The organism is Rhizobium sp. B230/85, assembly GCF_019355735.1.
Taxonomy (GTDB): domain Bacteria; phylum Pseudomonadota; class Alphaproteobacteria; order Rhizobiales; family Rhizobiaceae; genus Rhizobium; species Rhizobium rhododendri.
This window is the reverse complement of the sequence record NZ_CP072156.1, coordinates 1,056,764-1,068,151: the sequence shown is the minus strand read 5'-3', so window position 1 is coordinate 1,068,151 and position 11,388 is coordinate 1,056,764. Positions and strand designations below refer to the sequence as shown.

Below are 11,388 nucleotides of genomic sequence, written 5' to 3'. Positions count from 1 at the left end.
GCTCCGCTGAGAAAGCGGGCTCCCGCGTCGGTATTGAGGGCTAATTTAGGAGCCAAACCACTCCCCGTCGTTATTTTTCCAGATTATAGCTGGCACTTTGTAAAAGTAACCGTTTAGCTGCGGATCATCTCTGTGAGAGGCATCTTCTGGCCATTCCGCGAGCAAAAAATCAACAATTTCATCACTAGAGACACCCCAATGGCTTTCTGGTTGCTGAATTGTGTATTTTGGGTTCGGGTTTGTCTTTTCGTTATAGTAGACATCAGCGCCCGGCTTAACAAAACTCACACGACCATCATCAAATAACTCCTTGATAATACTTAGGAACGCCTGCTTGTGTTCACCGAATGTAAAGTCAGGATTCTGAAAAAATATATTCCCCCATAGCCCGGTGATCCACATCCCGAACGAATCCGATATTATTAACTCCTTATTTTTAATATTAGTGGTCATCGATATTTGACTCCGGAGGCCTTCTGGCGGATTGGCCTGTTCGTGACGCTTGCGTGGTTAAATCACTAGCGCTAGGCACCATGCCAGCGACTGGCGTCAGCAAAAAACTAAGATCGCCTTACAGCGGTGTTCGGAGCAGAACTGTGGCCAGGGCTTGAAAGGCTTCCACGGCCTTAAGCAAAACGGCCTTGGCGTCCTCACTTGCGGCGACCCATAGTGCAGCATTCAGGGCAGCATCGATGAGAAGGCAAGCTGCCGCTTCCGCGTTGAGAGATTTTATGATTCCCTTTTCCATTAGCCTTTTCACCGTCTGCCGCGTCACTTCAAGGCAGCTGTCCTGGCTGGGCCATTCCGATGGGTCTACCAGTACCGCCGATCCATCGAGGAGGACAATCCTTTGAACCTCGGGGTCGAGCGACATCTCGATATAGGCCGTCGCCTCTGCCAACAGCCCCTGCCACTCGTCTTTTCCGCTGCAGCGATCTCCTTGGCACGCTGAGCAATCTCAGAATCGATCTAAGGAAGAGAATGACCCAGCGAACCGCAATATCTCCCGCAAATAGACATACGCTCTACGAAGCGCACGGCTAGTCCGCAGCCGTCCGATCTGGCGACCTGCTGTTTGTTTCCGGTCAGGTCGCCAGCCTCGCAGATGGAACACCCGAGCCCGACTTCCAGGCCAAGGTGCAACTTGCATTCACCAACCTCGCAGCCGTGCTCGAAGCTGCCGGCTGCACGTTCGGATGTCCTGGATGTCACGACATTCCATACTGATCTGCAAAAGCAGTTCGAAACCATCATGCCGATCAAACAGCAGTTCTTCGACGGGAAGTCCTATTCGACTTGGACCGCGGTCGTAGTGACATAGCTCGCCGGGTTTGATTTCGAAAGCAAGGTGATCGCCCGCATGCCGGGAGCGGCTTGAGGCTCGCCAGCCGCACGGCCGCAGCAGGGTCAACGGGCCGAAGCCTGCCTCGAGCCCCCTCACAACGGTGCCAAGGTCAGGTGGAATGCTCCGTTCGATGTTTTCCGGATTGAGTTTCCATGGCTGTCGATAACGCTCCTGACCGCGCGGCGCATGTTGGAGAAGCCGGGGAAGGTCACGGTGTCCACCGGCTCGTCAAGCCGGACGGAGACGGCGTACTGGTTCCCCATGGACGACAGGGATTTGATCTCTCCCTTGAAGGGTTGCCCGAGATAGCGGCCTTGCACCCTTTGGCCGATGCTGAGAGGTACAGGGGCAGCCTTTGCCAAGCGCGCCGACAGGGTGTTCCAGTCGCGTGCGCCGGACTGGTGGGCGATCACTTCGAGCGCCTGGGCATGGCCCAGCACCACATCCTGGGCAGCCAGGGCGGTCTTGAGTTTCTTTGCCTGCGCCTTGGCTTCGGCAATGGTTCTGACAGTCATGACGCGCGCTCCATTCCCTCAAGGCCGATTGCGCCCGCGCGCCTTCGCGTCTTGAACGCGGAGGACAGCACCAGGACGGCAACAATTGCGGCGAGACTATCGGCCAGAGGGTAGGCGAACCAGATCAAATCGGCGCCCCCTGAAACAGCAAGCGCAGCAATGAGAAGCGGCAACAGCACGAAAGGCTTGGCCACGGTCAGCAAGCCCGCAAGCGCTGGCTGGCCCACAGCCTGGAAATACAGTCCGAACACGAAAACCGGCCCCGACACCAGATAGAGCGCCGCCATCGGCCGGAAAAGCCTTCCGGTTTGAGCGACCACATCGGGATTGGAGACGAACAATGCGCCGATGCTGCTCCCCGCGAGGAGCAGACAAAACTCCACCGCGAAACAGTAGACCAAGGCCGTTGCGACCGCGATCCCCAGGACATTATCCGAACGCGCGTAGAGCCGCGCACCGACATTGTTGCCGACGATGCTCTGCATGGCCATCGCGATCGCCATGATCGGCAAAAAGGTGAAGCCGAAGACGCGGGTCACGATGCCGTAGGCAGCGATGGATTTCTCGTAATTTGCGCCGTCGCCGAGCCGCAAGGCAAGAAGCACGACCGCTCCCGAAAGGGCAATGCCGATGAAACCCAGACTGACCGGCGCGCCCAGCGCCAACAGCCGTCGCCATCCCCCCGTCCAGCGGTTCTGCCAGAGGCTCCCAAGGGGCATCATCCCGTCGACAAAGGGGCGCAAGCCGACCAAAAGTGCCAGCCCTATGGCCTGGGCGAGGATCGTGCCGAGAGCCGATCCGGCGATCCCGAGCTTGAGCGGCACGATCAGGATGTAGTTCAGCGCGATATTCGCGAGCGTCACGCCAAGCGACAGGAGCGCCATCAATCCGGCTTTTCCTTCGTTTCTCCAGGCATCGGCATGAATTCCCAGCAGGAACTGCACCGATGTTCCGAATATACTGATCGCCAGAAAAACCCAAAGCATTTCCGCAACGGAGCGGTCGGATCCGGCCGTTCGCAACGCGAAGCTCCATCCTCCCACCATAAAGATCAGGATCAGCATTGCGGCGATGAGCAGGGCAAGCCCATGGGCGGCCGCAAAGGTCGCGGCAGCCGCGTCGCGGGCAGAGGCGCCAAGCTGGCGAGCCAGCAAACTGGACATCCCGGCGCTGACGAGCGTGGAGAGGGAAATGGTCAGCATGAGCACGGGGAAGGCGATGCCGACCGCAGCCATGGCTTTCGTGCCGACGAACCGACCGAGGAATGCGGCGTCGACGATACCGAGAAGCCCATTCATCAGCATGATGGCAGCCATGGGCAAGGCGGTAGCAGCAAATATTTTGTGCACGGGCGCAGTCAGAAATAGGTTGTCGTCAGAATGTCCTGTGGACATTGCTCACTCCTCCAGAGAGGCATTTCGGCTGAGGATGGGGGCCCGCATTGCCACCACCGAAATGCTTCGAGGGTGAGGATAATCTGTCTGCCGAACTTCACCGTGACTTGCGTCTGCAGGCGGCAGGTGTTCGTAACCCGTGCCACTTCAATCACTGCGGGAAATCTTTGTCAACAAACCAGTTTCCGGGGGACTTCGCTTCAAGAGCCGCGGAGGGGTGCCGGGGCTCCGAATTCTGGCGGATTTAGCCGACAAGCTTTGATGTGCCTCACACTGGTCTGGAGAGCAGGCCCGTGGCCAGTGCCTGAAACGCGTCGAGGGCCTTCGGGAGGACGGCCTCCGCATCTTCACTTGCAGCGACCCACAGCGCGGCATTCAGCGCAGCCCCGCTGAGAAGTCGGGCAACCGCCTCGGCATCCAGGGGCTTGAGTATTCCTTTTTCCATAAGCCTTTGCACCGCCTGCCTTGTCACATCGAGGCAGTTATCCTGACTGGGCCATTTCGATGGGTCTCCGAGGACAGCGGGGCCGTCCAGCAGAACAATCCTTTGAACCTCGGGGTCCAGCGCCATCTGGATATAGGCCGTCGCCTCCGCGAGCAGACCCTGCCACTCGTCTGATTGCGCAGCCCCAATCGCCTTGGCCCGTTGCGCCATTTCTGAATCAATCTCGTTGACCACGGCGGCGAGCAGTCCGCGCTTGTCTCCGAAGTTGTGGTACAGCGCGCCGCGCGTCAGGCCAGCATCAGCCGTCAATTCGTCCATGGACGCGGCGAAATAGCCTTTTTCCGCAAACGCCTTGCGCCCGGCGGCAATGAGCTTGCCCCGGTTTTCTTCCATCGTCTCGGCACGCCGCTTTGCCATTCCTCATTCCAATTTCACATACGCACCGTATATGTATTGACATACGCGTCGTACGTCATCTACTTTCGCATACGTAACGTATCTCAAATTGTCCGCTGTGGGAAGCCTGATGGCGAAGCTCCCACGGTGGCCAGAAGGAATAAAATGACCACGCGAAACGCAATATTTCCACCTCACAGACATGCGCTCTACGAAGCACACGGCTATTCGGCAGCGATCCAGTCCGGCGACCTGCTGTTTGTCTCCGGCCAGGTTGGCAGCCGCATCGACGGGACACCTGAACCCGAATTCCAGGGCCAGGTTGAACGTGCCTTCGAGAACCTGGCTGCCGTGCTCAAAGCAGCGGGCTGCACATTCGAGGATGTGATGGATGTCACGACGTTCCACACCGATCCGCAGAACCAGTTCGACACCATCATGCCGATCAAGCAGCGCTACTCGGGGAAAAGCCTTATCCAGCCTGGACTGCCATCGGGGTGACATGGCTCGCCGGCTTTGATTTCGAGATCAAGGTGATCGCCCGCCTGCCGGCAAAGGCTTAGATTCGACCGCAGTGTTGTGTCACTGCTGATACGAGCCCGAAACCGGCGATGGCTGCCAGGGCTGCGGGCAGCCATCGCGAATTGCGACCCTTGCCGAGGACGGGCGCGAATGCGGGGCTTGTGGCGGCAGCGGTCAGACTTTGCCCTCACTCACCTCGGCGACGATGGCATCGATATCGGCGATCACCTCGCGCAGATAGCCGATCTCGGCCCGCAACCGATGCTGCCCGTGCTTGAGCGCCGATCGTTTGGTGATGCCGATGTAGGGAGCGGCCCAGTCGTTGATGCGGTTGGCTTCCGCCAGCTGCGCTTCGAGCGCCTTCAACCTGATATCGAGGAGGCGCGGCAGTTCGGCGGCGCTGGCGGGATCGAGCCGGATCAGGGCAAGGTCGAACGGGTCGTGTTTGTACCAGATGTCGGTGAGGCCCGAACGGCGGAGATCGGAGAGAACGCGCCGACCCTCGTCAGTGATCTCATAGATCTGCCGCACGGGACGATTGCCATCACGCTCTTCGCTGACCTGACGAAGAAGCTTCTCCTCCGCCAGCCTCGACATTGCACCGTAGACCGCACCAACCGATATGTCTGTCCAAAGCGATACATAGCGGTTTTCGGCTTCTAGACGGAGCCGATGGCCATGCATGGGCCCGAGCAGATCGAAGGACGACAGAATGAACAACCGAATTGACGACATCTTACTCTCACGATAATACTCTCGCAGGAGTAATCTCCTGCATCCCGAATTTTCGGGTATCTCATGAAGGAGTAGAACGACATGAAGGCAAGCGGCAACACAATCCTCGTCACAGGCGGTGGTTCGGGCATCGGTCGTGCGCTTGCCCAGCGCTGGCACGATGCCGGCAATCGCGTCATCGTCACCGGGCGCCGCCGCGAGATGCTGGAGGAAACAGCGCAGGGTCGGGCCAACATCTTCGTGCACGAACTCGACATCGACGATGCCGCTGCGATCGAAACGGGCATAGGCGAGATCGTCGCTGCCTATCCAGACCTGAATGTGCTGGTGAACAATGCCGGGACCTACAAGAGCGAAAACCCGACCCGGAGGCGCGACCTCGCCGACGCGGAACGTATGATCGTGACCAATGTGCTGGGTCCGATCCGGATGTCGAATGCGCTGATCGACCACCTCTCCGCGCAAAAGCATGCGGCGATCATCAATGTTTCGTCTGGCACCGCCTTCGTTCCCTTTCCGGCCTCGCCCACCTACAGCGCCTCCAAGGCAGCGATCCACTCCTACACTGCCGCCATCCGCCCGCTGCTCAAGGGACGGGTCGAGATCATCGAGATCATTCCGCCTCAGGTGCAGACCGAGCTGACACCTGGTCAATCCCTGGACCCGAACTCGCAGCCGCTCGGCGAATTTGCCGACGAGGTCTTGGCATTGCTCCATGGCAATGGCGACCAATCGCCGGAAGAAGTGAGCGTCGAGCGTGTGCGCTACTTTCGCAATGCCGAACGGGCGGGACAATTCGACGAGGTGCTGGCGATGATGGTCGAATATACGCCCAAGGACTGAGCGGGGGCGACGCAGCCGTTTTTACCGGTCGAACAGCTTTGCCTCGGACACCTCAAGGAAGCGTTCCAGCGCCGCCTCGTCCACCGCATCGAGGCTGTCGGGGGACCATTGCGGATTGCGGTCCTTGTCGATGATGGCGGCGCGGATACCCTCGTAGAAATCGGTAGTCTTGAGGATCTGGCGGCAGGCGCCGAGTTCCCGCTCCAGACATTCGGCGAGATCCCGGCTTTTCCGCCCGGCGCGCAGCAGGAGCAGCGTCAGCTTCAGGCTGGTCGGGGAGCGTGTGGCGATGGCTTTCAGGCTGTCGGCGGCGAAGGCGTCAGGCTCCATGGCCAGCGCCGCCATGATGGCCTCGACGCTGTCATGGGCAAACGCACGGCCGATTGTCCCGGCGTTGGCGACGAAGATGCCGTCTTCCGGCGGCGTGGCGAAGGCTGCAATCGCCGTGTGGACGTCTTCCGCCGAAGCGCCCGGTTGCAATCGGCCGATGGCATCGATCGCCTCGGCGAGGTCCTGTGAGGCTACGTGATGGTCGGCAAGGCCGGCATCGATCGCATCCGCAGCGCCGATGGCAAGGCCGGTCAGGGCAAGCCAGGTGCCGGTCTCGCCTCCATCGCGGGAGAGCAGCCACGTGGCGCCGACGTCGGGGAAGTAGCCAATACCGGTCTCGGGCATAGCCAGGCGCGTCCGCTCGGTAACAATGCGGTGGCTGCCATGGGAGGAGAGGCCGACGCCGCCACCCATGGTGATACCGTCCATCAGTGCCACATAGGGTTTCGGGTATTCGGCAATCATCCGGTTGAGCCGGAATTCCTCGCGCCAGAAGCTGGTGGCGTCCTCGCCGCCGGTGCTGCCGCTCTGGTGCAGGGCGCGGATGTCGCCGCCGGCACAAAGTCCTCGCTCGCCCTCGCCCATGATAGCGACACTGGCAATCGCCGGATCGGCGGCGAAGCTTTCGAGGCTGCCGGCTATGGCCCGAACCATGGATAGCGTCAGGCTGTTCAGCGCCTTCGGCCGGTTAAGCCGGATGACGCCGACCGAGCCGTTGCGTTCGATGATGATCTCGTCTGCTGCCTGCATTGCCGAACTCCACCCTTTTTGCGAAGGAGATGGGCACCATCTGGCGGTCTGTCCAGCGGCATCTAAGAATAAGACACCGGGATCGACGAGCGCGGCGGCAGGCGCTCTGTGCATGCCCTTGCGATATCAGCAGACGGCGACGGGGGTGGGGGTCGTGAAACGGTCGGTCTCGCGGCGCTGCGCCAGATGATTTTCCCACGCGAGCGACGAGCGCACGATGGTTTCCATGCAGTTACGCCGTGGCGTCCAGCCGAGCACATCCCGAGCGAAGCTTGCATCGGCAACGACGCAGGCTGCATCGCCCGGCCGGCGCGGCGCGTGGTTTATCCGGAAGGCGCGTCCGTGGACCCGCGTCACCATGTTGAGCACGTCGAGGACGGAATAGCCCATGCCATAGCCGCAATTGGCAATCAGCGAAGGCCCGCCTGCCCTTAGGTGCTGCAGGGCCTTCAGGTGCGCCTCGGCGAGATCGCTGACATGAATGTAGTCGCGTACGCCGGTGCCGTCATGGGTCGGATAGTCGGTGCCATAGATATCGACGGCCGGGCGCCGGCCGAGTGCTGCCTCGCAGGCCACCTTGACGAGATGCGTGGCACCTTCCGTCGACTGGCCGGTGCGGCCTTCCGGGTCGGCTCCGGCGACGTTGAAATAGCGCAGTGCGACATAGCGGAAATCGTAGGCAGCAGCGGCGTCGCGCAGCATGTACTCCGACATCAGCTTGGAGAGCCCATAGGGTGTTTCCGGATTGAGCGAGGCAGTTTCCGGCACCGGTTCGCCCGTCGGCTGCGGCCCGTAGACGGCGGCTGTGGAGGAGAAGACAAAATGGCGAACCCCTGCCCTGACGGCAGCGCTCATCAGCACGCGCGTCTTGCCGGTGTTGTTCTCGTAGTAGGCGAGCGGATCCTTGATCGAGGACGAGACAATGGCCGAGCCCGCGAAATGGACGATCGCTTCGATATCGTTTTCGGCAAAGATCTTTTGCAGCACGGTCTCGTCGGCTGCATCGCCCAGGTAAAAACGCGCAGCCGGTGCCACAGCCCAGCGGAAGCCGGTCGACAGTCTGTCGATCACCACCACGTCCTCGCCGGCATCCAGCAAGGTCCAGACCATATGGCTGCCGATATAGCCGGCACCGCCCGTTACCAATATCGCCATGTCTTGCATCCCTGGCTTGTCATCGCGGGAGCATTGGCTCGCGTCATTTGATATTTGATTATCAATCCACCTTTCCACAACTTTAAGGGTCGGAGAATGGTGGCGTAGTTAGCAATGTCTTGATGAGATAGACAGGCTTTTAGCGAATTTGCGCGGAAGAACACACTCCTGAGCCTGTGCCGGGAGTGTGGAGACTTTCGCGTGGGCGATCAGAGGCTGAGGATATACTTGCTCAACCGCTCTGCGGCGGCGGTGATCTGTCGGGGATCGCGCAGGAAGCAGGCGCGCAGGAACAGTTCCCCGCCAGCCCCAAACGCCGTTCCCGGTGCCAGGCCGACGCCGGTCTTGTCGACAATATCGAGCGCTGCCTGGCGGCTGTCGGTAATACCGTCGATCTTGAGGAAAGCGTATAGCGCGCCGTCGGGCTTCAGCGTCTCGACGCGGTTGGTGGCAACCAGTGCCTCGCAGAGGATATCCCGCGACAGCGTCGCCTTTTCGATGTTGCTCTCCACGAACACGTCGCCGGCATTAAGCGCAGCGACCGCGCCCATCTGCATGAAGTGGGCAACGCCAGATGTCGAATATTGCACGAGGTTCTCCAGCACCTGCCCGGTTTCAGGCGGCGCGACGATCCAGCCGATGCGCCAACCGGTCATCGACCAGTTCTTTGAGAAGGAATTGACGAAGAGGATGCGATCATCCGGCTGCCTGGTATCGAGCAGCGATGGCGCGCGACCGCCTGCGTAGTGAAAACGCGCGTAGATCTCGTCGGCCATGATCCAGAGACCGTGCTTGCGGGCGAGCGCCAGGATCGTGGTCAGATCCTCACGGCTCGCAGTCCAGCCGGTGGGGTTGGACGGTGTATTGAGAAACAGGCCCTTGGTTTTCGGCGTGATGGCGGCCTCGATGCGACCGATATCGAGGGCCCACTTGCCGCCTTCGAAATCGAGCTGGACACCGACCGAGCGTGCGCCGGCGATTTCGAGGGCCGCTGCAATGTTCGGCCAGGCCGGGGTCAAATAGATCATCTCGTCGCCCGGCGAGGTAATCGCCTGGACGGAGAGCTGGATCGCCTGCATGCCTGAGCCGGTGACGTAGAAATTGTCGGGTGAGAGCGCCACGTTGAAATGACGGGCATAATAATCCGATAGCGCTTGGCGCAATTCCGGGATGCCGCGCTGCCAGGTGTAGAAGGTGTCGCCGGCGGCAAGCGAGGCCATGGCGGCCTGGTTGATGAAATCAGGCGTCGACAAATCACCCTCGCCAACCCAGAGCGGCAGCAGGCCTTCCCGCCCACGTGCATAGTTGAGGACTTCGACGATACCGCTTTCGGGGGCTGCAAGCGCGCGCGGGCTGAGGCTGTTTACGATGGACATGCTGGGGTCTCCGGTTAGCCGCCTTCATAAGGCAGTTCGACGCGGAAATCCCATGACTTTGCTTGGATGACCAATCGATTTCAGTGATGGAAGAAACCCCACCGCAATGCGGCGGGTTCCGGTAAACACGATCATACGGCAGTCCGGCTGGCGAGAAGGTCGCGAATTTCTGTCAGCAGCGCGACGTCGGCCGGCGGAGGTGCCGCGGCTGTTGTCGTTTCTTCCTTGCGCTCCACCTGCCGGCGCAGCGCGTTGACGCCCTTGACCATCATGAAAATGATCCAGGCGAGAATCAGGAAATTGATGAGCACGGTGATGAAGTTGCCGTATGCAAAGACTGCGCCTTGCGCGCGCGCGGCTGCCAGTGTCGGCGCATTGACTGCACTCGAAAGGCCGATGAAATAGTTCGAGAAATCGAAGCCCCCGAAAACCGCGCCGACGACCGGCATGATGATGTCGTCCACCAGCGATTTGACGATGCCGCTGAATGCGCCGCCGATGATCACGCCAACGGCAAGGTCCATGACGTTGCCACGGGCGATGAAAGATTTGAATTCATTGAGCATGGACGCCCCCCTTTAGGATTGGCAGTACGTTGATCCCGATTTGATTAGCAACATCTTTTGCGACTGAATTCAATAGTCATTCTGCAACCGGGAGAGTGGCGTGCAGCCTCATATTCAAGTTGAGCCCCATCCAACTGTGGCGAAAATACGACAGCTTGGCGCAGAATGGTAACTCCTGGCAACACTCGGGGTGCTCGTTTGATCTCGCTCAAACCCGGCCTCCCGCCAGCGCGCGATGATTGCCCTTCAGGAAGCAATTCCGCTCACGAAGGACGTAGATCCATGAAATTTTATAAACCGATCAGGATATTGTTGGCTGCCGGAATGCTGGCAGTGGCGACATCGGCCGGTGCAGCCGACACCACCGTAGATCCGTCGATATCCCTGCAGGCGCAAAGCCCCTGGCAGATCAGGCTGAGGGCGCTTGGCGTCATTCCGCGCGATTCAGGCCGGGTCGACGGTATCGACGGCTCCGGATTGTCGTTTTCCAATACCGTTATCCCGGAACTGGATGTGTCCTATTTCTTCAACGACAACATTGCCGTGGAACTGATACTTGGCACCACCAAATCGACAGTCCATGGCCAGGGATCGATTTCCAGCCTCGGAAATATCGGCAAGACCTGGATGTTGCCACCGACACTGACGCTGCAGTACCACGTCACCAGCCTCGGCGCGTTTCGCCCCTATGTCGGCGCCGGCATCAACTACACGATGTTCTATAACCAGTCCGGCAACAGCGCCGACAGCCTCAATGTGAAGAACACGTTCGGCGTCGCCTTCCAGGCAGGCTTCGACTACATGCTGGACCAACACTGGGGCCTGAACGTCGATGTCAAGAAACTGATCCTGCGGCCAGACTTCGACGCGACCGTTGGAGGAAGCCATGTCAGTGGCAAGGCCAACCTCGATCCTCTCATGATCGGCACCGGCATCACCTACCGCTTCTGACAGGCAGGCAGCACTCCACCGCGAACTGCCAAATGCAAAAAGGCCGGGACAAAGCCCGGCCTTTC

Annotated in this window: 11 protein-coding genes and 3 pseudogenes; 4 read left to right on the top strand and 10 right to left on the bottom strand. The window is 59.9% G+C overall.

Annotated elements, in window-relative coordinates; genetic code table 11:
* Positions 1 to 45 precede the first annotated feature (45 nt).
* A complete protein-coding gene (locus J5289_RS05065) occupies positions 46 to 453 on the bottom strand; it encodes a hypothetical protein (protein WP_209182804.1) in 408 nt (135 codons plus the stop codon).
* 118 nt (positions 454 to 571) lie between these two features.
* Positions 572 to 969 (bottom strand): annotated as a pseudogene (locus J5289_RS05060) (TetR/AcrR family transcriptional regulator); the annotation flags it as partial.
* A 12-nt stretch (positions 970 to 981) separates the two neighbouring features.
* On the opposite strand from J5289_RS05060, the pseudogene J5289_RS05055 reads away from it, so the two are divergent.
* Positions 982 to 1,321, top strand: a pseudogene (locus J5289_RS05055) (Rid family hydrolase).
* 116 nt (positions 1,322 to 1,437) lie between these two features.
* Here the strand turns inward: J5289_RS05055 and J5289_RS05050 are convergent.
* The 3 genes from J5289_RS05050 to J5289_RS05040 all read right to left on the bottom strand — a co-directional run bounded on the left by J5289_RS05050 (position 1,438) and on the right by J5289_RS05040 (position 4,116).
* Positions 1,438 to 1,860 (bottom strand): glyoxalase superfamily protein, encoded by a 423-nt coding sequence (locus J5289_RS05050; RefSeq protein ID WP_209182802.1) that lies wholly within the window; start codon positions 1,858 to 1,860, stop codon positions 1,438 to 1,440.
* Positions 1,857 to 3,254, bottom strand: a complete 1,398-nt coding sequence (locus J5289_RS05045) for an MATE family efflux transporter (RefSeq protein WP_209206751.1) — start codon at positions 3,252 to 3,254, stop codon at positions 1,857 to 1,859. Before J5289_RS05045 ends, J5289_RS05050 begins: the two co-directional genes overlap by 4 nt.
* Positions 3,255 to 3,522: 268 nt before the next feature.
* A complete protein-coding gene (locus J5289_RS05040) occupies positions 3,523 to 4,116 on the bottom strand; it encodes a TetR/AcrR family transcriptional regulator (protein ID WP_209182800.1) in 594 nt (197 codons plus the stop codon).
* 144 nt (positions 4,117 to 4,260) lie between these two features.
* Between J5289_RS05040 and J5289_RS05035 the strand changes: the two are divergent.
* Positions 4,261 to 4,658, top strand: a pseudogene (locus tag J5289_RS05035) (RidA family protein).
* Between the two features lie 133 nt (positions 4,659 to 4,791).
* Here the strand turns inward: J5289_RS05035 and J5289_RS05030 are convergent.
* Entirely contained in the window at positions 4,792 to 5,352 is a 561-nt protein-coding gene (locus J5289_RS05030) for a PadR family transcriptional regulator (RefSeq protein WP_209182799.1), read from the bottom strand.
* Positions 5,353 to 5,433: 81 nt separating this feature from the next.
* Here J5289_RS05030 and J5289_RS05025 point away from each other — a divergent pair, with 81 nt between their 5' ends.
* Entirely contained in the window at positions 5,434 to 6,195 is a 762-nt protein-coding gene (locus J5289_RS05025) for an SDR family oxidoreductase (RefSeq protein WP_209182798.1), read from the top strand.
* Positions 6,196 to 6,216: 21 nt separating this feature from the next.
* Here J5289_RS05025 and J5289_RS05020 read toward each other — a convergent pair whose 3' ends face one another.
* The 4 genes from J5289_RS05020 to mscL all read right to left on the bottom strand — a co-directional run bounded on the left by J5289_RS05020 (position 6,217) and on the right by mscL (position 10,372).
* Complete coding sequence (locus J5289_RS05020) at positions 6,217 to 7,275, bottom strand: enoyl-CoA hydratase/isomerase family protein (RefSeq protein WP_209182797.1); 1,059 nt, start codon at positions 7,273 to 7,275, stop codon at positions 6,217 to 6,219.
* 126 nt (positions 7,276 to 7,401) lie between these two features.
* Positions 7,402 to 8,430, bottom strand: a complete 1,029-nt coding sequence (galE, locus tag J5289_RS05015) for a UDP-glucose 4-epimerase GalE (protein ID WP_209182796.1) — start codon at positions 8,428 to 8,430, stop codon at positions 7,402 to 7,404.
* A 209-nt stretch (positions 8,431 to 8,639) separates the two neighbouring features.
* Positions 8,640 to 9,806 carry a pyridoxal phosphate-dependent aminotransferase gene (locus tag J5289_RS05010; protein ID WP_209182795.1) on the bottom strand — a complete coding sequence of 389 codons (1,167 nt, stop codon included), beginning with the start codon at positions 9,804 to 9,806 and terminating at the stop codon, positions 8,640 to 8,642.
* 131 nt (positions 9,807 to 9,937) lie between these two features.
* A complete protein-coding gene (gene mscL, locus J5289_RS05005; RefSeq protein ID WP_142823973.1) occupies positions 9,938 to 10,372 on the bottom strand; it encodes a large conductance mechanosensitive channel protein MscL in 435 nt (144 codons plus the stop codon).
* 282 nt (positions 10,373 to 10,654) lie between these two features.
* Here mscL and J5289_RS05000 point away from each other — a divergent pair, with 282 nt between their 5' ends.
* Positions 10,655 to 11,323 carry an OmpW family protein gene (locus tag J5289_RS05000; RefSeq protein ID WP_209182794.1) on the top strand — a complete coding sequence of 223 codons (669 nt, stop codon included), beginning with the start codon at positions 10,655 to 10,657 and terminating at the stop codon, positions 11,321 to 11,323.
* Positions 11,324 to 11,388: the final 65 nt, after the last annotated feature.

Excerpts from the sequence above, each read along its gene's own strand:
- J5289_RS05040 (WP_209182800.1), bottom strand. The coding sequence starts at position 4,116 with ATGGCAAAGCGGCGTGCCGAGACGATGGAAGAAAACCGGGGCAAGCTC.
- J5289_RS05010 (WP_209182795.1), bottom strand. The coding sequence starts at position 9,806 with ATGTCCATCGTAAACAGCCTCAGCCCGCGCGCGCTTGCAGCCCCCGAA.
- J5289_RS05045 (WP_209206751.1), bottom strand. The coding sequence starts at position 3,254 with ATGTCCACAGGACATTCTGACGACAACCTATTTCTGACTGCGCCCGTG.
- galE (WP_209182796.1), bottom strand. The coding sequence starts at position 8,430 with ATGGCGATATTGGTAACGGGCGGTGCCGGCTATATCGGCAGCCATATG.
- J5289_RS05050 (WP_209182802.1), bottom strand. The coding sequence starts at position 1,860 with ATGACTGTCAGAACCATTGCCGAAGCCAAGGCGCAGGCAAAGAAACTC.
- J5289_RS05065 (WP_209182804.1), bottom strand. The coding sequence starts at position 453 with ATGACCACTAATATTAAAAATAAGGAGTTAATAATATCGGATTCGTTC.
- J5289_RS05000 (WP_209182794.1), top strand. The coding sequence starts at position 10,655 with ATGAAATTTTATAAACCGATCAGGATATTGTTGGCTGCCGGAATGCTG.
- J5289_RS05030 (WP_209182799.1), bottom strand. The coding sequence starts at position 5,352 with ATGTCGTCAATTCGGTTGTTCATTCTGTCGTCCTTCGATCTGCTCGGG.
- J5289_RS05025 (WP_209182798.1), top strand. The coding sequence starts at position 5,434 with ATGAAGGCAAGCGGCAACACAATCCTCGTCACAGGCGGTGGTTCGGGC.
- mscL (WP_142823973.1), bottom strand. The coding sequence starts at position 10,372 with ATGCTCAATGAATTCAAATCTTTCATCGCCCGTGGCAACGTCATGGAC.
- J5289_RS05020 (WP_209182797.1), bottom strand. The coding sequence starts at position 7,275 with ATGCAGGCAGCAGACGAGATCATCATCGAACGCAACGGCTCGGTCGGC.